Origin of the sequence: Streptomyces sp. NPDC051173, assembly GCF_040689515.1 — a bacterium.
Taxonomy (GTDB): Bacteria; Actinomycetota; Actinomycetes; order Streptomycetales; family Streptomycetaceae; genus Streptomyces.
Window position 1 is genome coordinate 1 of sequence record NZ_JBFBBD010000068.1, and the last position, 21,535, is coordinate 21,535.

Annotated in this window: 21 protein-coding genes; 11 read left to right on the forward strand and 10 right to left on the reverse strand. The window is 71.0% G+C overall.

The features are described 5' to 3' along the window. The first annotated feature begins 124 nt into the window (after positions 1-124). The 3 genes from AB0435_RS27180 (at position 125) to AB0435_RS27190 (ending at position 3,533) form a co-directional block, all read left to right on the forward strand. On the forward strand, positions 125-1,729 hold the full coding sequence (locus AB0435_RS27180; protein WP_366428162.1) for a D-aminoacylase: 1,605 nt from the start codon (positions 125-127) through the stop codon (positions 1,727-1,729). A gap of 87 nt (positions 1,730-1,816) precedes the next feature. Continuing rightward, complete coding sequence (locus tag AB0435_RS27185) at positions 1,817-3,028, forward strand: pyridoxal phosphate-dependent aminotransferase (protein WP_366005156.1); 1,212 nt, start codon at positions 1,817-1,819, stop codon at positions 3,026-3,028. 82 nt (positions 3,029-3,110) lie between these two features. Next, positions 3,111-3,533 (forward strand): hypothetical protein, encoded by a 423-nt coding sequence (locus tag AB0435_RS27190; protein ID WP_366428163.1) that lies wholly within the window; start codon positions 3,111-3,113, stop codon positions 3,531-3,533. A 22-nt stretch (positions 3,534-3,555) separates the two neighbouring features. Here AB0435_RS27190 and AB0435_RS27195 read toward each other — a convergent pair whose 3' ends face one another. The 3 genes from AB0435_RS27195 to AB0435_RS27205 are packed head-to-tail and all read right to left on the reverse strand — an operon-like array spanning position 3,556 to position 4,874. Next, on the reverse strand, positions 3,556-3,756 hold the full coding sequence (locus AB0435_RS27195; RefSeq protein WP_366005154.1) for a hypothetical protein: 201 nt from the start codon (positions 3,754-3,756) through the stop codon (positions 3,556-3,558). A gap of 35 nt (positions 3,757-3,791) precedes the next feature. Then, positions 3,792-4,454 (reverse strand): maleylpyruvate isomerase family mycothiol-dependent enzyme, encoded by a 663-nt coding sequence (locus AB0435_RS27200; protein WP_366428164.1) that lies wholly within the window; start codon positions 4,452-4,454, stop codon positions 3,792-3,794. Between the two features lie 27 nt (positions 4,455-4,481). Next, positions 4,482-4,874 (reverse strand): hypothetical protein, encoded by a 393-nt coding sequence (locus tag AB0435_RS27205; RefSeq protein WP_366428165.1) that lies wholly within the window; start codon positions 4,872-4,874, stop codon positions 4,482-4,484. Positions 4,875-5,008: 134 nt separating this feature from the next. Here AB0435_RS27205 and AB0435_RS27210 point away from each other — a divergent pair, with 134 nt between their 5' ends. Together AB0435_RS27210 and AB0435_RS27215 are read left to right on the forward strand one after the other, a co-directional pair. Next, a complete protein-coding gene (locus AB0435_RS27210) occupies positions 5,009-5,959 on the forward strand; it encodes a helix-turn-helix transcriptional regulator (protein ID WP_366005151.1) in 951 nt (316 codons plus the stop codon). Then, a complete protein-coding gene (locus tag AB0435_RS27215; protein ID WP_366428176.1) occupies positions 5,928-6,041 on the forward strand; it encodes a DUF397 domain-containing protein in 114 nt (37 codons plus the stop codon). Before AB0435_RS27210 ends, AB0435_RS27215 begins: the two co-directional genes overlap by 32 nt. A gap of 42 nt (positions 6,042-6,083) precedes the next feature. Here the strand turns inward: AB0435_RS27215 and AB0435_RS27220 are convergent, their stop codons facing one another. After that, complete coding sequence (locus tag AB0435_RS27220) at positions 6,084-7,904, reverse strand: phosphoenolpyruvate carboxykinase (GTP) (protein WP_366005150.1); 1,821 nt, start codon at positions 7,902-7,904, stop codon at positions 6,084-6,086. 532 nt (positions 7,905-8,436) lie between these two features. On the opposite strand from AB0435_RS27220, the gene AB0435_RS27225 reads away from it, so the two are divergent. Beyond that, entirely contained in the window at positions 8,437-9,057 is a 621-nt protein-coding gene (locus AB0435_RS27225; protein ID WP_366005161.1) for a hemolysin III family protein, read from the forward strand. Here AB0435_RS27225 and AB0435_RS27230 read toward each other — a convergent pair. Then, entirely contained in the window at positions 9,031-9,258 is a 228-nt protein-coding gene (locus tag AB0435_RS27230) for a hypothetical protein (protein ID WP_366428166.1), read from the reverse strand. The genes AB0435_RS27225 and AB0435_RS27230 overlap by 27 nt on opposite strands. A 162-nt stretch (positions 9,259-9,420) precedes the next feature. On the opposite strand from AB0435_RS27230, the gene AB0435_RS27235 reads away from it, so the two are divergent. Both AB0435_RS27235 and AB0435_RS27240 read left to right on the forward strand, forming a co-directional pair. Continuing rightward, positions 9,421-10,956 (forward strand): MFS transporter, encoded by a 1,536-nt coding sequence (locus tag AB0435_RS27235; protein WP_366428167.1) that lies wholly within the window; start codon positions 9,421-9,423, stop codon positions 10,954-10,956. Between the two features lie 10 nt (positions 10,957-10,966). Then, entirely contained in the window at positions 10,967-11,590 is a 624-nt protein-coding gene (locus tag AB0435_RS27240; protein ID WP_366005148.1) for a TetR family transcriptional regulator, read from the forward strand. Between the two features lie 6 nt (positions 11,591-11,596). Here AB0435_RS27240 and AB0435_RS27245 read toward each other — a convergent pair whose 3' ends face one another. After that, the gene (locus tag AB0435_RS27245; protein ID WP_366428168.1) at positions 11,597-13,672 is read right to left on the reverse strand and encodes a thioredoxin domain-containing protein; all 2,076 of its coding nucleotides are present in this window, start codon (positions 13,670-13,672) and stop codon (positions 11,597-11,599) included. Between the two features lie 129 nt (positions 13,673-13,801). Between AB0435_RS27245 and AB0435_RS27250 the strand changes: the two genes are divergently transcribed. Then, positions 13,802-17,086, forward strand: coding sequence for a tetratricopeptide repeat protein (locus tag AB0435_RS27250; RefSeq protein WP_366428169.1), 3,285 nt, complete (start codon positions 13,802-13,804; stop codon positions 17,084-17,086). A 3-nt stretch (positions 17,087-17,089) separates the two neighbouring features. Here the strand turns inward: AB0435_RS27250 and AB0435_RS27255 are convergent, their stop codons facing one another. After that, on the reverse strand, positions 17,090-17,404 hold the full coding sequence (locus AB0435_RS27255) for a hypothetical protein (RefSeq protein WP_366428177.1): 315 nt from the start codon (positions 17,402-17,404) through the stop codon (positions 17,090-17,092). A gap of 7 nt (positions 17,405-17,411) precedes the next feature. Beyond that, on the reverse strand, positions 17,412-18,281 hold the full coding sequence (mca, locus tag AB0435_RS27260) for a mycothiol conjugate amidase Mca (protein ID WP_366005135.1): 870 nt from the start codon (positions 18,279-18,281) through the stop codon (positions 17,412-17,414). Between the two features lie 125 nt (positions 18,282-18,406). Between mca and AB0435_RS27265 the strand changes: the two genes are divergently transcribed. Then, positions 18,407-18,808, forward strand: coding sequence for a DUF4307 domain-containing protein (locus AB0435_RS27265; protein WP_366005134.1), 402 nt, complete (start codon positions 18,407-18,409; stop codon positions 18,806-18,808). A gap of 302 nt (positions 18,809-19,110) precedes the next feature. Next, positions 19,111-19,608: a transcription elongation factor GreA gene (greA, locus tag AB0435_RS27270; RefSeq protein WP_116213613.1), complete on the forward strand. Its 498-nt coding sequence runs from the start codon at positions 19,111-19,113 to the stop codon at positions 19,606-19,608. A 91-nt stretch (positions 19,609-19,699) separates the two neighbouring features. On the opposite strand, the gene AB0435_RS27275 is transcribed toward greA, so the two are convergent. Both AB0435_RS27275 and AB0435_RS27280 read right to left on the reverse strand, forming a co-directional pair. Then, positions 19,700-20,560: an ABC transporter permease gene (locus AB0435_RS27275; protein ID WP_366005133.1), complete on the reverse strand. Its 861-nt coding sequence runs from the start codon at positions 20,558-20,560 to the stop codon at positions 19,700-19,702. Then, complete coding sequence (locus AB0435_RS27280; RefSeq protein ID WP_366005132.1) at positions 20,557-21,534, reverse strand: ATP-binding cassette domain-containing protein; 978 nt, start codon at positions 21,532-21,534, stop codon at positions 20,557-20,559. Before AB0435_RS27280 ends, AB0435_RS27275 begins: the two co-directional genes overlap by 4 nt. Position 21,535: the final 1 nt, after the last annotated feature.

A 21,535-nucleotide genomic window follows, 5' to 3' on the forward strand; every position in this document is an offset into this window, starting at 1 on the left:
CAGCCCGTCCGGCGTTTGAGGACAACGCGCGAAGCGTGTTGCGGGGGTCTGGGGGCTTGCCCCCAGTTTCGGGAAGGGGCGGGGCTGGGGAACAAACCCGCCGCCACAGCGAAAGGCGCACCAAATGGACCTCCTCATCCAAAACGCCGCCGTCATCGACGGCACAGGACAACCCGCCTACCGAGCCGACGTCGCCCTGGCCGAAGGCCGGATAAAAGAAATCCACCCCGAGGGCACCCCGAACCGCCCCACAGCCAAACGCACCCTCGACGCCCACGGCCTAGCGCTGGCGCCCGGTTTCATCGACATGCACGCCCACTCCGACCTCGCCCTGCTCCAGGACCCCGCCCACACCGCGAAGGCCGCGCAGGGCGTCACCCTCGAAGTCATCGGACAGGACGGCCTGTCGTACGCGCCCGTCACCGACCGCACGCTCGAAGAGGTGCGCACCCAGATCACCGGGTGGAACGGTGACGGTGGCGGTATCGACTTCGACTGGCGTTCCGTGGGCGAGTACCTGGACCGCCTCGACCGCCAGGGGACGGCCGTCAACGCCGCGTACCTCGTACCCCAGGGCACGGTCCGCGCGATGGTGGTCGGCTGGGAGGACCGCCCGGCGTCGGCCGCCGAGACCGAGCGGATGAAGCGGCTCGTGGCGGAAGGGCTCGAGCAGGGTGCGGTCGGGCTTTCGTCCGGGCTCACCTATACACCCGGCATGTATGCGACCGATGCCGAACTCACGGAGCTGTGCCGGGTCGTGGCCGCGTACGGGGGCTACTACTGCCCGCATCACCGTTCGTACGGAGCGGGCGCGCTCGCCGCGTACGAGGAGATGGTCACCCTCACCCGGGAGGCGGGGTGCGCGCTGCACCTGGCGCACGCCACCATGAACTTCGGGGTCAACAAGGGCCGCGCGCCGGAGCTGTTGGCCCTTCTCGACAAGGCGCTCGCCGAGGGCGCGGACATCACGCTGGACACCTATCCGTACACCCCCGGCTGCACCACGCTCGCCGCGATGCTGCCGAGCTGGGCGAGCGAGGGCGGGCCGGAGGCGACGCTCGCGCGGCTGCGGGACGACGCGGCCGCCGGGCGGATCCGGCACGTGATGGAGGTCGAGGGCGCGGACGGCTGTCACGGCGTACCGATCGACTGGGACCGCATAGAGATCTCGGGGGTCACCGATCCGGCTCTGAGCGATCACGTCGGCAGGACCGTCGCCGCCACGGCCCGGCTGCGCGGTGAGGAGCCGTGGACGACGGCCCGCCGGCTGCTGATCGCCGACCGGCTGGGGCCGACGATCCTCCAGCACGTGGGACACGAGGAGAACGTCCAGGCGATCATGCGCCACCGCGTGCACACGGCGGGCAGCGACGGGATCCTGCACGGCAGCAAGCCGCATCCGAGGGCGTACGGCACGTTCCCGCACTACCTCGGCCACTACGCGCGCGAGCTGGGCGTGCTGTCGCTGGAGGAGTGCGTGGCGCATCTCACGTCGCGCCCTGCGGCGCGTCTGAGGCTGCCGGACAGGGGGCTCGTGCGGGAGGGATACCGCGCGGATCTCGTCCTCTTCGATCCGGAGACGATCTCCGCCGGTGCCACTTTCGAAGCTCCGAGGACGCTTCCGACCGGCATTCCTTTTGTCCTGATTGACGGGCGCTTTGCAATGGAAGACAGCAGGCGCACGGACGTGATCGCGGGGCGCACTGTGCGGCGCACGCCGGTCGCGTGATCCAAGGCGCGCCGGGCCGGTACGGGGCGGACCCGGGCGGCCTTAAAGCGCGCGCGACCCCGTTTACGCCCCCGTAAGGTGGCCGTCATGCAGGTGATCCAGTCAACGAAGCTCGCCAATGTCTGCTACGAAATCCGTGGCCCGGTGCTCGAGGAGGCAATGCGGCTGGAAGCGGCAGGTCACCGCATCCTCAAGCTCAACACCGGCAATCCCGCCATCTTCGGTTTCGAGTGCCCTCCCGAGATCCTCGAGGACATGCTGCGCAACGTCGGCGACGCGCACGGTTACGGCGACGCGAAGGGCCTGCTGTCCGCGCGGCGCGCGGTGGTGCAGCACTACGAGACCAAGGGCATCGAGCTGGGCGTCGAGGACGTCTATCTGGGCAACGGCGTCTCGGAGCTGATCCAGATGTCGATGCAGGCGCTGCTCGACGACGGCGACGAGGTGCTCGTGCCGGCCCCGGACTATCCGCTGTGGACGGCGTCGGTCTCGCTGGCCGGCGGCACGGCCGTGCACTACCGCTGCGACGAGCAGTCGGACTGGATGCCGGATCTCGCCGACATCGAGCGCAAGGTCACCGACCGCACCAAGGCCATCGTCATCATCAACCCCAACAACCCCACGGGTGCGGTCTACGACGACGAGATGCTGCGCGGGCTGACGGAGATCGCCCGCCGCCACAACCTGATCGTCTGCTCCGACGAGATCTACGACAAGATCCTCTACGACGGCGTGACGCACACGCCGACCGCCGCCATCGCGCCCGACCTGCTGACGCTCACCTTCAACGGCCTCTCCAAGGCGTACCGCGTCGCGGGCTACCGCAGCGGATGGCTCGCGGTCTGCGGCCCGAAGGCGCACGCCGAGAGCTATATCGAGGGCCTGACGATCCTCGCCAACATGCGGCTCTGCGCCAACATGCCCGCGCAGCACGCGGTGGCCACGGCGCTCGGCGGGCGGCAGACCATCAAGGATCTGGTGCTGCCGGGCGGCCGGCTGCTGGAGCAGCGCGATGTCGCGTACGACCTGCTGACGCAGATCCCGGGTGTGACGTGCGTGAAGCCGAAGGGCGCGCTGTACGCGTTCCCGCGTCTCGACCCGAAGGTCTACAAGATCAAGGATGACCGGCAGATGGTCCTCGACCTGCTGCGGGCCGAGAAGATCATGGTGGTGCACGGCACGGGCTTCAACTGGCCGGAGCCGGACCACTTCCGCCTGGTCACGCTGCCGAACACCAAGGACCTGGCGGACGCCGTGACCCGGATCGGGACCTTCCTGGACGGTTACAGCCAGCCATAACCCCCACCCGATCTGTAAGGAAAACAACTTTAGACGTCGTCTAAGTTAGGATGGCCTTCTCAGTGATTGCAGGAGGCCATCCATGTACGAGCCGATCCGCACGAAATCGGTCCACACCATGGCCGAGCCGTGCCGCAGGACCCGCGGGCCGCAGCGCTCCCGCGAGGAGGAGCTGGACATCCGGCTCGCGGGCCACCTGACCGCACTGCTCACCGTGACGGACGAGCTCCGCGCGCTCACCCCGTCGCCCGCGCTGGACGAGGCGGCGCAGCGCCTGGCGGACCGGGTGACGGCCCTGAGCGCCGGCCGCCCGCCGCTGCGGGCGACCCCGACGGCGAGCGGCGCCGCCCCGTCCCGCGTGGCCGCCCTCCATCAGCGCGCCCACACCCTCGCCGGGCAGGCCCTGGTCGTGGCGACCTCCTGCGCGGACGCCCCCGGCGCGGCACTGGCCGCCGAGCGCCTGCGCGCCCACGCGACGGCCCTGGGCATCACTGACGCGGGCTGAACGGCCCGGCCGGGGGCGGGAGTCACCGTTCCTCGGAGGGGCTCGGGAACATCAGCTTCGCGCTGCCGCTTATCAGGCCCAGCACGGCCAGCCCCAGGCCGAAGCGCAGGTACTTCAAGTTGCCCTCCCACTCGTGCGGTTCACCGAAGACGACCCAGAGGCCGAGGATCACTCCGGCGACGAGCGTGGCCAGGGCACAGATGCGATACACGACAAGACTCATGCATTCATGATCCCAGCAGCCGCGGCGGATTCGGGTCAGCCGAATATATTCAGCTCCGCCGCTTCCGCTCCGGCCAGTTCGAAGTGCGCGCCGTTCAGGGGGCGTCCCGCGTAGAGGCGGACCAGGGTCGGCGCGTCGGTGACGAGCCGCGCGGGCGCCCGGTCCGCGTCCGGTTCGCCGAGGACCAGCGGCTCCGCCCGGTCGGTCAACTCGGCGTGCACCAAAGGGGTCTCGCGGAGGCGGCTGCCGAAGGCGAGGAGGTCGAACACGGCATCGTCGGCGGCGGCGTACGCGCCCGGTTCCCCGAGGGTGTCGCGGACGTCCCCCGCGTGCACCCACTCCCCGAGGGCGACGAGAGAGAGCCTCCGGTTCTCGTGCGCGGCGAGCACGGGGCCGGCCTCGGTCATGGCGGACTCCAGCCCGTCCACCAGCCGGTCCAGCGGCCAGGTATCACGCTCGGCCACGTCGGCGGCGTTGGAGGCGGGCGAGAACACGCCGGGCCCCAGCCGGTTCTCGATGACACGGACGAGTACGGCATGGCAGTGCGCGAGCACCTGCCGCACGGTCCAGTCCGGACATCCGGAAGTACGGATCTCGAAGGCTTCCGGCGCGGCACGGCGCAGGAGGGGGATGAAGACGTCGCGCTCGGCGGTCAGCAGCCGGAGCGGCAGGTCCTTTTCACGCATGTCGTCGGTCATGGGAACAGGGTCGCATGGGAGAGGCAGTCACCTCCGAGGCGGGCCGAAACCCTCGGCGCGCAGCGGTGGGTGCCCCGTCCTGGCATGCTCCTCCAGTTCCTCGTCGATCCGGAACACTTGCTCCCGGTCGAGCTCCCGCCACGCCACGACTTTCTCCAATCGCAACCGGTCGCAATACCGGCAGGAAACACGCCCCGTGGAACGGCCATTGGCCTCTGCCCCTCGAACTCTCAGCACCTCGTCCTGCGCCAACGGCCGAATGTCCGACGGCGCCACATCCCACTCCCGTCCACCACCGAGCGGACGCAGAGCGTAGAACTCTTTACCCCTCGCCATGACCTCTCCCACCCGATTCCGTGCGACGTCACGCACGGTCTCACCGATTTCCGGCACATAGGGAGAAGGCGTCGTGTGCGGCATGCGGCATTCCTCACGCATTTCGATCCCGAAGGCAGTAACTTCCTTGACCCTCAACAGGTTTGCCTGTCGGGGGAGGGGGCCGCAATGCTCCCTGCGTTCCAAGGTCGTCTGTCACGGGACACGGAGGGGAACCAGTGAATCGACGTACGTCCACGCCGAAGCCGGAGCCGGGCGCGACCACGGCGGCGGTCTTCGGCGAGCTCTTGAAGCACCTGCGCGAGGCGGCGGGGCACACGCAGGAGACGCTGGGGAAGCTGATCCCGTGCGACCGCTCACAGGTGGCCAGGGTCGAGTCGGCGACGCGGGTGCCGAAGGAGGAGTTCGTCACGCGATGCGATGAAGCACTCAGCACGGGTGGGATGCTGATGCGCCTGTGGGTTCGCATCGACTGGTACCAGGAGGTGGAGCGACCGGACTGGTTCAAGCGGCGGGTGGCGATGGAGCAGGAAGCCGTGTCACTCCGGGGGTACGAGTCGCATGTCGTGATGGGTCTGTTTCAGACAGAGGATTACGCGCGGGCGCTGTTCTCCAGAGTCGGCCGACCAGAGACAGAGGAACGCGTACGCGCTCGCATGAGTAGACAGAAGCGATTCCTCTGCCCGGACGGGCCGATGCTGATTGCAGTTTTGGATGAGAGCTGCATCCGCAATGTCGTTGGGAACCACCGGGTCATGCACGGACAGTGCGCTCACTTGCTCAGCCTCGGGCAACAGCCCAATATTTGCATCCAGGTTGCGCCCGCCCATAACGCCCACCTCGTGCGGCCCAAGGCTTCCATGTCCATCCTCAGGCTCCCCGACGGGCATGAATGGATCTACACAGAGTCGCTGCATCGCGGCCACTTCAACGACGATCCGGCCATCGTTACCCGCCACTCGCAGACCTATGATGTGCTCAGGGCTGACGCCCTGTCGGCCAGCGAGTCAGCCGCTCTGATCGGCAAGGCGATGAAGGGGTACGAGGATGAAGACGACCGACCTCAGCGCGGCTATCTGGACCAAGAGCAGCCACAGCGACGACGACCACGGCGACTGCATAGAAGCAGCCCTCGCTATCCCCGGCCGCGTCCCCGTCCGCGACAGTAAGAACCCCACCGGCCCCGTACTCACCCTCTCCCCCGCCGCGTGGGCAACCTTCGTCACCGCCGTACGCCGGCAGCACCTCTGAGGGGCCCGGGGCCCGCCCCGGAAGTCAGGGCGGGCGGGAAGATCAGCCCAGGCGCTGGACCAGCGCGCGGTACTCGTCCCACAGCTCCTTCGGGGTGTGGTCACCGAAGGTGTTGAGGTGCTCGGGGATCAGGGACGCCTCCTCACGCCAGACGTCCTTGTCGACGGTGAGCAGGAAGTCCAGGTCGGCGTCGTCGAGGTCGAGACCGGCCGTGTCCAGCGCGGACTTCGCCGGCAGGATGCCGATGGGCGTCTCGACGCCCTCCGCCTTGCCGTCCAGGCGGTCGACGATCCACTTCAGGACCCGGCTGTTCTCGCCGAAGCCCGGCCACACGAACCGGCCCTCCGCGTCCTTGCGGAACCAGTTCACGTAGTAGATCTTCGGGAGCTTGGCGGCGTCCTTACCCTTGCCGACCTCGAGCCAGTGGCCCATGTAGTCGCCCATGTTGTACCCGCAGAAGGGGAGCATGGCGAAGGGGTCGCGGCGCAGCTCGCCGACCTTGCCCTCGGCCGCCGCGGTCTTCTCGGAGGCGACGTTGGCCCCGAGGAAGACGCCGTGCTGCCAGTCGAAGGACTCGGTCACCAGCGGGACGGCCGAGGCGCGGCGGCCGCCGAAGAGGATCGCGGAGATCGGGACGCCCTTGGGGTCCTCCCACTCGGGCGCGATGATCGGGCACTGCGACGCGGGCACGGTGAAGCGGGCGTTGGGGTGGGCGGCCGGGGTCCCGGAGGCCGGGGTCCAGTCGTTGCCCTTCCAGTCCGTGAGGTGCGCGGGCTGCTCCTCCGTCATGCCCTCCCACCAGACGTCGTTGTCGTCGGTGAGGGCGACGTTGGTGAAGACGGAGTTGCCCCACATGGTCTTCATGGCGTTGGCGTTGGTGTGCTCGCCGGTGCCGGGCGCGACGCCGAAGAAGCCGGCCTCGGGGTTGATGGCGTAGAGGCGGCCGTCGTCACCGAAGCGCATCCAGGCGATGTCGTCGCCGATGGTCTCCACCGTCCAGCCGGGGACGGTCGGCTCCAGCATGGCGAGGTTGGTCTTGCCGCAGGCCGACGGGAAGGCGGCGGCGACGTACTTCGCCCCGCCCTGCGGCGGGGTCAGCTTGAGGATGAGCATGTGCTCGGCCAGCCAGCCCTCGTCGCGGGCCATGACGGAGGCGATGCGCAGGGCGTAACACTTCTTGCCCAGCAGGGCGTTGCCGCCGTAGCCGGAGCCGAAGGACCAGATCTCGCGGTCCTCGGGGAAGTGCGAGATGTACTTCGTGGTGTTGCACGGCCACGGCACGTCGGCCTCGCCCTCGGCGAGCGGGGCGCCGAGCGTGTGGACGGCCTTGACGAAGAAGCCGTCGGTGCCGAGCTCGTCGAGCACGGCCTGGCCCATGCGGGTCATGGTGCGCATCGACACGGCGACGTAGGCGGAGTCGGTGATCTCGACGCCGATCGCGGACAGCGGGGAGCCGAGCGGGCCCATACAGAACGGCACGACGTACATCGTGCGGCCGCGCATCGAGCCCCGGAAGATGCCCTTCTCACCCGCGAAGACCTCCCGCATCTCGGCGGGGGCCTTCCAGTGGTTGGTCGGGCCGGCGTCCTCCTCCTTCTCGGAGCAGATGAACGTGCGGTCCTCGACGCGGGCCACGTCGCCGGGGTCGGAGGCGGCGTAGTACGAGTTGGGGCGCTTGACCGGGTCAAGCTTCCTGAACGTGCCCTTGGCGACGAGCTCCTCGCACAGGCGCTCGTACTCGGCTTCGGAACCGTCGCACCAGACCACCCGGTCCGGCTCGGTGAGGGCGGCGATCTCGTCGACCCAGGAGATCAGCTCCTGGTGGTTGGTGAGGGTGGTGGGAGCCGCATTGCTGCGCGCCACGATCGCTCCGTCCCGCCGGAAACCACGCTGCCCCGGCGTCAGATGTTGAGGGTTGACGGGCCAGGCCGCGGCAGCTGCTCCGACGGCGCGGTCCGCTTCTGTGGATGGATTGCCCCTTGGGGGCTGCGACCCAGACGCTTCGTGACCGCTCATCCGGTGCCGCCCGCACTCATTTGATCATCCGACTCCGCCTCCGTTCTGTCCAGGGGGCACCCCCGTGACCATCGCCACGTGATACTGATCCGTAACTTACGGTTGCGTAGGTAGCATGTCGGCCATGACTTCCGCGCCCGACGCAGCGCCTCCCGCGCACCCCGCCTCCGCCGGCGCAGCGGCCGCCGCACCCCCCGCCGCACCCCCTTCCGCCAACGGACCGACAGCGGCCACGACGGCCGACGCGGCTCCCGCCGCCGCGCACGACGGGCCCGCAGGCCAGCCCCCGGGCCAGGCCACCGATCAGAGCTCCCAGCAGGCCGACGCGGCGCCCGGCGACGGCTCGCCCGGCGCCTCCGGCGTCCCCGCCAAGCCGCGGCTGCGCGGCTGGCTGCACGCCGGGATGTTTCCCGCCGTGCTGATCTCCGGCGTCTTCCTGACCGCGCTGGCCGACAGCACCCGCGGCCGGATCGCCTGCGCGGTCTACGTGCTCTCCGCCTGCCTGCTCTTCGGCATCAGCGCGCTCTACCACCGCGGCGACTGGAGCCCGCGCGCCAACGCCGTGCTCCGCCGCCTCGACCACGCCAACATCTTCCTGATCATCGCGGGCACCTACACCCCGCTGACCATGCTGCTCGTCCCCGACGGCCGGGGTGAGGTGCTGCTGTGGGCGGTGTGGGCGGCGGCGGCCGCGGGCATCGCGTTCCGCGTCTTCTGGGTCGGCGCGCCGCGCTGGCTCTACACCCCCTGCTACATCGCCATGGGCTGGGCCGCCGTCTTCTTCCTCCCCGACTTCCTGCGCACGGGCGGCATCGCCGTGCTCGTCTGCGTGATCGTCGGCGGCCTCCTCTACAGCGTGGGCGGCGTGATCTACGGGATCAAGCGCCCCAATCCCTCGCCGCGCTGGTTCGGCTTCCACGAGGTCTTCCACTCATTGACGCTGGCGGCCTTCGTCGTCCACTACGTGGGCATCTCACTGGTCGCCTATTCGCACGCCTGAGCACTTCCGCGGCGAGTGCGCGGCACGCCCCGCACCCGCCGCCCCCAGTGGCCGTGGCCTCGACGCCACGGCCACTCGCCATGCCAGGCCACCGATGGCGGCCAGCACCACCAGCACGACGGCGATCTCGCCGACGATCACATAGCCGCCGACACACAGCGCTCCCACCAGCACGGCGAGCAGCTTCATCACAGCCAGCACGGCCGCCACCCCCTTCGGCTCATCACTGATCCCACCCCTGCCCAGCACCCAGCGTCACACGCCCCACTGACAATCAGCATGTCATTAAGGGACCGCAGTGATTGACAGTCGCTTCTTTTCGAGAGTTACTGCCATTTCGCGCGGACTTCGGAGGCATGGCCCGTGAACACTCGACCCGACCCACGGCGCTGGTGGGCCCTGGGCTCCCTCGTCGCCTGCACGCTCGTCATCGGCTTCGACGCCACGATCCTCAACGTCGCGCTGCCGACCATGGCCGGCGAACTGGGCGCCGACGCCGGCCGACAGCAGTGGATCGCCAATTCCTACCTCGTCGTCCTCGCCGCCCTGATGCTCCCGGCCGGCCTCCTCGGCGACCGCTACGGCCGCCGCCGCATGCTCATATGCGGACTGACGGTCTTCCTCGGCGGTTCCCTGCTCGGCAGCCTCGCCGACACCTCCGGCCTGGTCATCGCCGCCCGGTCCGTCCTCGGCGTCGGCGCCGCGCTGATCATGCCGCTGTCCCTGGCCGTGCTGCCGACGCTCTTCCCGCCCGAGGAGCGCACCAAGGCCGTGGGCACGGCCTCCGCCGCCTCCGCGCTCGGCCTGCCGCTCGGCCCGATCGTCGGCGGCTGGCTGCTCGACCACTTCTGGTGGGGGTCGGTCTTCCTGATCAACGTCCCCCTGGTGATCGTCGGCATCCTCGCCTGCGCCTTCCTCCTCCCCGAGACGAGCCGCCCCGCCTCCCCCGCCGTCGACCCCGCCTCCACCACGCTCGCCGTCACCGGCCTCGGCGCCTTTGTCTTCGCCCTCAACGAAGGCCCCGCGCGCGGCTGGACGTCCCCCGCCGTCCTCGGCGCGCTCGCCGCCGCGGCCGCGCTGCTCGCCTCCCTCGTCGCCCGCGAACGCCGCAGCCCCCGGCCGATGCTCGACCTGCCCCTCCTGCGCCACCACGGCTTCCTGTGGAACACCGTCGCCGCGGCGCTGGTCACCTTCACGCTCACCGGCCTGCTCTTCGTCCTGCCCACCTACCTCCAGGCGGTCAAGGGCCGGGACGCCTTCGGCACCGGGCTGCGGATGATGCCGATGATGGGCGGGCTGCTGGTCGCCTCCCGCGCGGCCGGGCCGCTCGTCCGGCGCCTCGGGCCGCGCCCCGTCGTCACCGGCGCCCTGGTCGTCATGGCCTTCGCCGCGCTGCTGGGCAGCCGCACCGACGTCCAGGACGGATACGGCTGGACGGCCCTGTGGCTCACCCTGGCGGGCTTCGGATTCGGGTTCGGCATCATCCCCGCCATGGACGGCGCGCTGGGCGCCCTGCCGCGTGACCGCGCGGGCAACGGCTCGGGGCTGCTGATGACGCTCCGTCAGGTCGCGGGGGCCGTCGGCATCGCCGTGCTCGGCAGCCTGATCGCCGGCGCCTACACCCACCACCTCGACGTGTCCGGGCTCCCGCCCGCGGCGGCCGACGCCGCCGGCACCTCCGTGAGCGGCGCCCACCAGGTCGCCGCCCGGCTCGGCCGCGAGGCCCTCGCCCGGTCGGCGGACGCCGCGTACCTCCACGGCATGGACCTCGCCCTGTTCGTCGCCGGCATCGCCGCCACCGCGGCCGCGATGCTCACCGCCACCTTCCTGCCCGACACCCGCCCCGGCCGCTCCGCCGCCCGGGGCCACACCGTGGTCCCCGAGAAGGCCGATGCCTGAGAATGCAGACATGACCCCCGCGCACACCTCGTCCGCCGTGCCGTCCGAGCCCCGGCTCGGGCTGCGCGAGCGGAAGAAGCTCCAGACCCGTCAGGCGATCCGCCGCGCCGCCTACCTGCTCTTCGAGCGGCAGGGATACGACGCGACGCCGATCGACCAGATCGCCGAGGCCGCGGACGTCTCCCCCAGCACCGTCTTCCGCTACTTCCCCACCAAAGAGGACATCGTCCTCTCCGACGAGCACGACCCGTTGATGGAGGCCGCCATCCGGGCCCGGCCCGCCGACGAGTCCCCGGTCGAGGCCATCCGGCAGGGCGTACTCGAAGCCATGCGCCACATCATGGACCACGACATCGTCGAGCTCCGGCAGCGCACCAGGCTCGTCCGTGAAGTGCCCTCCCTGCGCGGCCGCCAGGCCGAGGGCATGGGCCAGACAGCGCGGATGCTGTGCTCCGTCCTGGCCGAGCGCTCCGGCCGCGACGCGGACGACATGGAGCTGCGGGTCGTCACCAGCGCGATCCTCGCAGCGATGCACGAGGCGCTCATGTACTGGGCCGAGAAGGGCCAGCAGGACGACCTCATCGCGCTCATCACGCGCACCCTGGACGTCCTGGACCGCGGCCTCACCCTCTGACGGCCGTCACGCCTCCCCCGCCAGGCGCTCCGCCAGCGCCTCGGGATCGCTCGTCGGCGCCTCACAGGTGAAGGCACGGCACACATAGGCGGCCGGGCGGCCGTCGAGCAGCCCCCGGTGCGCGAGCAACGGCACCTCGGCACCCGCGGCGTCACCGTCCGCCGGCGGGGCGCCGACCGCCACCGCCAGGCCGGGCGCGGTGGACAGCAGGGCCGTACGGTGCAGCTCGCGGGTGGCCGGATGGTCCTCCGGGCCGACGACCGCGACCTCCCGCGGCCCGTCGAGCAGCGCCTCCGCCACCGCCAGCCCCCAGCTGATGAAGCGCGGCGCCCGCGGCCCCAGCGCCCGTACGACACCGAGCGCGCGCTCCGCCGCCTCCCGGTGCGCGCCGCTGCCGGTGTACGCGGCGTACGTCAGCAGCGCGCCGCAGGCGGCGGTCCAGCCGGAGGGGGTGGCGGTGTCGGTGGGGTCCTGCGGGCGGCGGATGAGCGCCTCGGCGTCGTCGGCGGTGTCGAAGAGGCTGCCGTCCCCGCCGGTGAAGTGGATCAGCACGGTGTCCAGCAGCAGCCCCGCGAAGTCGACCCAGACGCCCTCGCCGGTGACCGCGCTGAGCGCCAGGAAGCCCTCGGCGACGTCGGCGTAGTCCTCCAGGACACCGGCGTGGGTGCCCGCGGTCCCGTCCAGGGACGTGCGGAACAGCCGCGCGTGCCAGTCCATGTGGGTGCGCACGAGCAGGTCGGCGGCGTCCGTGGCGGCCTGGACGAGGTCCGGACGGTCGAAGTACGCGCCGGTCTCGGCGAGCGCGGCGACGGCCAGGCCGTTCCACGCGGCCACGACCTTGTCGTCGCGGCCGGGCCGGGGCCGCTGTTCGCGCGCCGCCAGCAGCCTGGCCCGCACCGACGCGAGCTTCCCGGCGTCGAAGAGCCGCTCGCGGTCGGGCAGTTGCAGGACTGAGGCACCTTCCTCGAAGGTGCCCTCCTCGGTGACACCGAAGTGGGCGGCCGCCAGCAGCGCGTCCTCCTCGCCCAGGACCTCCCGCAGCTGCGCGGGGGTCCAGACGTAGAACGCGCCCTCCGCGTGGGCGCCGGAGCCGTCGGCCACGGCGCTGTCCGCGTCCAGCGCGGACGCGAACCCGCCCTGGTCCGTGCGCATTTCACGGACCAGGAAGTCGGCGGTCTCCAGGGCCACGCGCCGTGCGAGGTCCGATCCCGTAGCCCGCCACAAGTGGGCGTAGACGCGGCACAGCAGGGCGTTGTCGTAGAGCATCTTCTCGAAGTGCGGCACCGTCCAGGTGGCGTCCACCGCGTACCGCGCGAAGCCGCCGCCGAGCTGGTCGTAGATCCCGCCGCGCGCCATCGCCTCGCAGGTGGCCTGCACCATCTGGAGGGCCGCCTCGGAGCCCGTGCGGGCGTGGTGGCGCAGCAGGAACTCCAGGGTCATGGACGGCGGGAACTTCGGCGCCCCGCCGAACCCGCCGCGCACGGCGTCGAATTCCCGGGTCAGACCCATCAGCGCCTGGTGGAGGTCCTCGGCGGCGGGCGGCCGCGCGCCGTCCTCGCCGTCGGCCATGCCGAGGGCGAGGGTGCGCTCGGACAGGTCGCGGACGATCCGGCCGGCGACCTGCCCGACCTCCGCGCGGCGGTCCGCCCACGCGGCCCGTACGCCCTCCAGGACCTGCGGGAACGACGCGGAGCCGTGCCGGGGCGCGGGCGGGAAGTAGGTGCCGAAGTAGAAGGGCTCGGCCTCGGGGGTGAGGAAGACGGTCATGGGCCAGCCGCCGTGCCCGGTGGCGGCCTGGACGGCCTCCATGTACACGGCGTCGATGTCGGGCCGCTCCTCGCGGTCCACCTTCACGGAGACGAAGTGCTCGTTGAGGAAACAGGCGGTCTCCGCGTCCTCGAAGGACTCATGAGCCATCACGTGACACCAGTGACAACTCGAATACCCGACGCTCAGCAGCACGGGCACATCGCGGCGCCGCGCCTCCTCGAAGGCCTCGGGCGACCACGGCCACCAGTCGACCGGGTTGTCGGCGTGCTGGAGGAGGTAGGGGGACGTCTCATGCGCCAGGCGGTTCGGCATGCCCCCCATCCTTCCCCAAGTGGACCCGATGATGAGTTATCCACAGGGCTGCCGGAAATCTCGCGAAGACGGAAGACTTGAGCCACAGAGCACTTGAGCACAGAGCGATCGCTGGTGGAGGGGGAAACCATGGCGGGAGTGCGGGCCGTGCTGAAGGAGAGTCACCGTACGGAAGTCGAGGTCCTGCTGGGGCGGATGGTGGAGGAGGAGGTCCGCCATTCGGGTGGGGCCGCCGATGGCGCGGCGCTGCTGCGCCGGGCGCACACGGAGCTCGACGCGATAGCGGCCAGGGCCACCGAGGAGTACGAGGCGTATGTGCGCGCGCTCGACGAGGAGGCCACGGCCCGGCGGCCGCTGACGTCCGGTCTCACCCGTTCGGCGCTGGCCACCCCCGCGCTGGTCACGGCGGTGGCCGCGGTCGCGGCGGCGGCCGCCGACCTCGGCTACGGCACGTCGTCGGGCACGGCGCTGGGCGCGGGCGTCACGGTGGCGGTGGCGGGCTCGGCGACCGCGGTCCTCAAGCTGACCGCCGGGCACTGGCCGGCCGCGCACCAGCGGGCCGGTCTGCGGGGGCAGCCCGGCGGGGCGCAGCAGTTGAGGCTGGCGTGGCTGACGGCGGTCGAGGTGCGCGGGGTGCGGCCGTTCCTGGACCAGCAGCGGATGCTGTCGGCGGCGACGCGCGCGGGCGGCGGCGGGCGTGCCACGGCGCGGCCCGGGGCGAACGGCACGGGCCGGGGCCCGGTGCTGCGCGGCGCGGACCGCAGTGCGGCCGCCCGGCGGCGCAGCGTGCTGGAGCACTCCTTCGACCACATCCCGGAAGCGGTGGGCCCGTTCGCCAGCCATCGTGACCACCTCGCGCGGATCGCCCAGTGGGTGCACCAGGCGCGGGCGAGCACGGAGACCAAGCCGACGGTGGTGGTGCTGCACGGGCCGCCGGGCGCGGGGCGCTCCACGCTCGCGATCCGCGCCGCGCACCATCTGCGCGATCAGTTCCGCGGCGCGTGTGCGGTGGATCTGCGCGGCGAGTCCGAGGAGCCGCCGCTGCCGACCCGGGACGCGCTGCTGCACCTGCTCAACCGGCTCGGCGCGCCCCGGGATCAGCTGCTCTTCCGCGAGCGGTCCTCCCACGAGCAGCAGCTCAAGCGGCTCTCGGAGCTCTATCACCAGCACCTGGCGGGGCTGCCGGTGACAGTGGTGCTGGACGACGCCTCCGACGCGGAGCAGGTCCGCACCCTGGTCCCGGAGCGGTCCGAGAGCCTGGTCCTGGTCACGGCGCGGGCCCCGCTGGCCCTGCCGCCCGGCCTGGACGCGTGGGTGCACGAGCTGCCGGTCGGCCCGCTGGACGAGGCGGGCGCGGAGGAGCTCCTGCGGGCGGCGTCCGAGGAGCCGCAGGCCGGTCCGTACGACGAGAAGGACCTGGCGCGGGTGCGTGAGCTGTGCGGCGGGCTGCCGCTGGCGCTGCGGGTGGCCGGTTCCGCGCTGGGCGGGCGCGCCCCGCGTGTGCTGGCCGCGGAGCTCGCTGCGTCCGGGCAGGACGACCCGGTGGAACGCGTGCTGTGGCTGCGCTACATCGACCAGAGCGACAGCGCCCGGGAGTTGCTGCGGCGGATGGCGCTGGCGGGCCGTGCGTCGCTGGGCGCGGCCGCGGCGGCGGCACTGCTGGCGCAGGACGAGCGGGAGGCCGGGCGCGAGCTGGCGGCCCTGGCCCGCGCGGGGCTGATCGAGCAGGTCCGCGCCGGCCGGTATCGGATGCACGACCTGGTGCGGTCCTTCGCGCACGCGCGGCTGCACGAGGAGGAGGGCCCGGCCGAGCTGAGCGCGGCGCAGGAGCGGCTGATCCGCAGCTATGCCGAGCTGGCGGATTCCGTGATCCGGATGGTCGACGGCAAGACCTCCACGCGGGCCGACATGTTCGTCAAGGGCGCGGCCGGCGGGCACGGCTTCACCTCGCTGGACGCGGCGCTGCGCTGGCTGGACGACGAGTCGAGCTTCATCACGGCGGCCCTGCGGCACACCGAGGGCGTCGACCAGGCGGCGGTGCTGCACCTGCTGGGTGCCTTGTGCGACTACTGCCTGCTGCGCGGTGACCTCTACCGCCTGGGTGAGCTGAGCGAGCTGACCCAGGAGGCCGACCGGGGCCTGCTGGTCCGCTCGGTGCAGTGGCGCACGGGCATCGCGGCCCGGCAGCTGGGCGAGCTGGACACCTCGCGTACGACGCTCTCGTCCGTCGTGGATCTGTATTTCGACGCCCAGCACCCGGCGGGCGCCGCGCGGGCCCTGCGCGATCTGGGCGTCACGCTCCAGCACCAGGGCCAGCTGCGGGAGGCGACGGAGAAGCTGCGGGAGGCCCTCGCCCTCCAGGGCGGCCGGGAGCTGAGCGGGGACCGGGCGTGGACGCTGCACGCGCTGGCCGCCGTGGAGCGCGACCGCGGCGGGATAGAGCGGGCACTGGAGCTGCTGACCGAGGCGCTGGAGCTGCACCGGGAGAGCGAGAGCCTGCACGGGCAGGCGTGGGCGCACTTCCAGCTGGGCCAGGTGCGGCTGCGGATGGGCCAGGTCGAGCGCGCCGAGGCCGACTTCCGCGAGGCCCAGGAGCTCTACGGCCGCACGCAGGACGGCCGCGGTGAGGCGTGGGCGCTGACCCAGCTGGCGCGGGCCCGGCTGGTGGCCGGTGACCCGGGCCCGGCGGTGGAGCAGCTGGACCGCGCGGCGACGCGGCACCGGGAGAACGAGGACGCCCGCGGCGAGGCCTGGTCGCTGTACTACCTGGGCCTGTCGCTGGAGGAGAGCGGTGACCGGGCGGCGGCCCTGCGCGCGCTGGAGCGGGCGCGCACCATGTTCAACCGGATGAGGGATGCCTATGGCCTGGCCTGTGCCCGGCACCACGCGGCGCGGTTGACCCGTGACCAGCGGGCGGCCCAGACGGGCAATCTGCGCAACAGCGGCTTCGCCCGTCAGCTGTTCCAGGACGCGCGGGCGGATTTCCAGCGGCTGGGCGTGCCGCACGGGGAGGCGTGGTCGTGCGTGGAGCTGGCCGTCGTCGACGCGGGCAACGGCCGTGCCGGGGCCGCGCTGGAGCTGGTGGCGGAGGCGGAGCGGCTGTTCTCGGGCTACGGCGACCGGCGGGGCACGGCCTGGGCCCGGTTCCTGCGGTGCACGCTGCTGCCGTTCGCCTCGCCGGGCGGCTCGGTGGTGGGCGCGGCGGTGGCGCAGGAGGAGTTGGAGGTGCTGCGGCGGGAGCTGCGCTCCGCGGACTGGGTGACGGACCCTGCGCTGGAGGACTGCGCGGAGGCGTACGCCCTGCTGCTGGAGCGCGGTGTCGAGCCGGAAGCGGGATGGCAGGCATGGCGGCTCGGCATGGTGCCGGGCCGCCGTGCCCGGGAGGTCATGGCGGTGCTGTCCCGTGACAGCTGACCGTCAGCTCTCGGTGGTGTCGCCGCCCTTGTCGCCACCCTTATCGGCACCCTTGTCGGCACCCGTGGTGCCACGGCGGGCCGCCGGGGCCGAAGCGGAGGCCGGGGTCGCGGCCATCGCGGCCGCACCTTCCGGGATCTCCTCGAAGGCCACCTTCTTCATGTGCTTGTTCATGCTCTTCATCAGCATCCACACGGCGGCGCCGAGGAGAGCGAAGACGATGAAGCCGAGCACGCCGGGGGTGACCTTGTTCTTGTCAAGATCATCAGCGGCGAGCGGCACGAGGCGGGTGGCGGCGAGGGTGACAGTCGCGCTCATCATGGGGTCAATTGTTGCGGATGCCCGCGAAGAGGTCGTCCTCGGGGAGGGATGTCCCGACGAGAGACTTCGCCAGCTCGTATTCCTCGGTGGGCCAGACCTCCCGCTGGAGGTCCAGCGGGACCCGGAACCAGCCGCCGTCGGGGTCGATCTGCGTGGCGTGCGCGATCAGCGCCTTGTCACGGATCTCGAAGAAGTCACCGCAGGGCACATAGGTGGTCAGGGTCCGCTCGCGGCCCATCTTGTGCCAGCGCTCCAGCCACTCCCCGTACGGGGACTCCATGCCCCGCGCCAGGAGCGCCTCGTGGAGGGCGAGGGTGCGCGGCCGGTTGAAGCCCTGGTTGTAGTAGAGCTTCAGCGGCTGCCAGGGCTCGCCGGCCTCGGGGTAGCGCTCGGGGTCGCCCGCCGCCTCGAAGGCCACCATCGAGATCTTGTGGGTCATGATGTGGTCGGGGTGCGGATAGCCGCCGTTCTCGTCGTACGTGGTGATCACGTGCGGGCGGAACTCACGGATGAGCTTCACGAGCGCACCGGCCGCCTCGTCGACGTCCTGGAGCGCGAAGCAGCCCTCGGGCAGCGGGGGCAGCGGGTCACCCTCGGGCAGCCCGGAGTCCACGAAGCCCAGCCACTCCTGCTTCACCCCGAGGATGTCGCGCGCCTCGTCCATCTCCTTGGCGCGCACCTCGTGGATGTGCTCCTCGATATAGGGGTCGCCCTGGAGCTTGGGGTTGAGGATGGAGCCGCGCTCACCACCCGTGCAGGTCGCGACCAGCACGTCCACCCCCTCGGACACGTACTTGGCCATCGTGGCCGCGCCCTTGCTCGACTCGTCGTCGGGGTGGGCGTGCACGGCCATCAGTCGCAGCTGCTCAGTCAAGGCTTGATCCTCAGTCACTGGTCATGGCCCGTCTTATCGGTGTTTCGGGGCGCCTCCTATAGTGACCGAAGAGGGAGACGTTTCATTCCGGTCGACGGAGCCGGCCCCCGAGCAGGAGGAAGACCATGACTGCGGTGCGCGAGGGCCTCCCCGAAGGCCGTTACGGCCGGTCGGCCGACCGGCGTGCGGACCGCCAGCTCAAGATCGTCGGCACGGTGCTGGGTGTGGCGCTGGCCGGCCTGCTCATCTGGTTCGGTGTGCATTACGTCACCAAGACGGACGTCTCCGCGCAGCTGATCCGCTCCAAGCCCATGTCGGACACCACCGTGCAGGCGGTGCTGGAGGTCCGCAAGAGCAAGGACGACGTCGGCGTGTGCACCCTGCGTTCGCTGGGCAGCGACGGCTCCGAGGTCGGCCGGATGGACATCCGGCTGGACCGCAAGGAGGAGCACTTCACCGAGCGGGTCACGATGCGCACCACCCAGCACGCGGCCGCCACCGATCTCGAGGGCTGCACGACCAAGTAGCCCCGCGGCCCGGCCGCCCCGGAGCCAGGGCCTCGGGCCGCCTAACGCCGCAGGTCCGGATCCCCGCACGCCGCGGCTCCGGGGACACGGCGTCCAGCCGCCGACGGCGGGCCTTCACCGCCCTGACCTGCGTTGACGCGTTTCTTGCACGGTTCCTCCCCGCAGCTTCTTCCCCCTTTCCGGACCTAATTGTTAGGCTCGTGGTTTCGCCCACCTTTGAAGGTGCACCCTTCTGAGTAGGGCGTTCATTTGTATCCCCGATGTATCCCCAAGTTTTTCCCCAGTACCGACGAGGAGCACCTGTGACCCAGACCAGCGACAACGTCACCTGGCTGACTCAGGAGGCGTACGACCAGCTCAAGGCCGAGCTGGAGTACCTGTCTGGTCCCGCTCGCACCGAGATCGCGATGAAGATCGCGGCGGCCCGCGAGGAGGGTGACCTGCGAGAGAACGGCGGTTACCACGCGGCCAAGGAGGAGCAGGGCAAGCAGGAGCTCCGTGTTCGCCAGCTCACCCAGCTGCTGGAGAACGCCAAGGTCGGCGAGGCTCCCGCCGCGGACGGCATGGTCGCCCCCGGCATGGTCGTCACCATCGCCTTCGACGGCGACCCGGACGACACGCTGGACTTCCTGCTGGCCTCCCGGGAGTACGCGAGCTCGGACATCGAGACCTACTCCCCGCAGTCCCCGCTGGGCACCGGCGTGAACGGCAAGAAGATCGGCGCCGACGCGGAGTACGAGCTGCCCAACGGCCGCAAGGCCAAGGTCCGCATCCTGGACGCCAAGCCGTACCAGGGCTGAGCCCGCCCGAAGAGCCCCGGATCCGAGGATCCGGGGCTCTTCGGCGTTCCACGGCCACGAGCCACTCGGGCGGTGGTCTCGGGCTGTGAACTCAGGCGGTGGCCGAGCGGTACTTCCGCACCGACAGCGTCCGGAAGACCACGATGATCACCACCGACCAGATCAGCGAGGCCCACACCGGGTGCTGCATCGGCCACGCGGCCGGCACCGGATAGCCGTCCGGCAGATTGCCGAAGAGCCGCCTGGCCGCCTGCACGGTCGCGCTGAAGGGGTTCCACTCGGCGATGGCGCGCAGCACCGTCGGCATGTTGTCGGACGGCACGAACGCGTTCGAGATGAAGGTCAGCGGGAAGAGCCAGATCAGCCCGCCCGAGGTGGCCGCCTCCGGGGTGCGCACGGACAGCCCGATCAGGGCACCGATCCAGGAGAAGGCGTACCCGAGCAGGAGCAGCAGGGCGAAGCCCGCCACCGCCTCGGGAATGCCCGCGTGCGTCCGCCATCCCACGATCACCGCGACGATCGCCAGCACCACCAGCGTCAGCGCGGTCTGCACCAGGTCGGCGAGCGTACGGCCGGTGAGGACGGCCCCGCGCGCCATGGGCAGGGAACGGAAGCGGTCGATGAGGCCCTTGTGCATGTCGTCGGCGATGCCCGCGCCCGCACCCGCCGTGGCGAAGGTGACGGTCTGGGCGAAGATGCCCGCCATCAGGAACTGGCGGTAGGCCGAGGGGTCGGTGTTGCCGCCCACGGCGATCGAGCCGCCGAAGACGTAGCTGAACAGCACGACGAACATGATCGGCTGGATCAGCCCGAAGATGACCACCTCCGGGATCCGCGCCATCCGGATCAGATTGCGCCTGGCGACGACCAGGGAGTCGCGCACGGACTGGCCGACGCCACCGAGCGCCCCGGGTGTCACGGTCCTGGCAGCGGCGCCGCTGAGGGTGCTCACGAGGCCGCCTCCTTCCTGTCCTGCTCCTCCTCGGACACGGCGGCGTGCCCGGTGAGCGAGATGAAGACGTCGTCCAGCGTCGGACGGCGCAGCGCGATGTCGTCGATCTCGATGCCCCGCCCGTCGAGCTCTCTGATGACCTCGGCGAGCAGCTTCGCGCCGCCGGACACCGGGACGGTGACCTTGCGGGTGTGCGACTCGATCTTGGACTCGCCCTTGCCGAAGCCGCGCAGGACCTCGTCGGCGACGCGGATGTGCTCGGGCGCGTGCACGACGACCTCGACGCGCTCGCCGCCCGTGCGGGCCTTGAGCTCGTCGGAGGTGCCGCGCGCGATGACCCGGCCGTGGTCGACCACCGCGATGTCGTGCGCGAGGTGGTCGGCCTCCTCCAGATACTGCGTGGTGAGCAGCAGGGTCGTGCCGCCGGCGACGAGCTCCTGGATGACCTCCCACAGCTCCTGCCGGTTGCGCGGGTCGAGGCCGGTGGTCGGCTCGTCCATGAACATCACGGGCGGGCTGACCACCAGGGCCGCGGCGAGGTCGAGGCGGCGGCGCATGCCGCCGGAATACGTCTTGGCGATGCGGTCCGCGGCATCACCGAGATGGAAGCGCTCCAGCAATTCCCCCGCACGCACTTTCGCATCACGCGCGCTCATCTGGTAAAGCTGGCCGACCATCCGCAAATTCTCACGGCCCGTCAGATATTCGTCGACAGCGGCGAATTGGCCGGAGAGTCCGATGGCGCGGCGGACCTCGTTGGGTTTCTTCAGTACGTCGATGCCCGCCACCACAGCCGTTCCCCGGTCGGGCTTGATGAGGGTGGTGAGCACGCGTACGGCGGTGGTCTTGCCGGCGCCGTTGGGGCCGAGCAGTCCTAGAACGGTTCCTTCCGGTACGTCGAGATCGACGCCGTCCAGAGCCCTGACATCGCCGAAAGTCTTGACCAGGCCTTCGGCAAAAATAGCGCCTGGCATG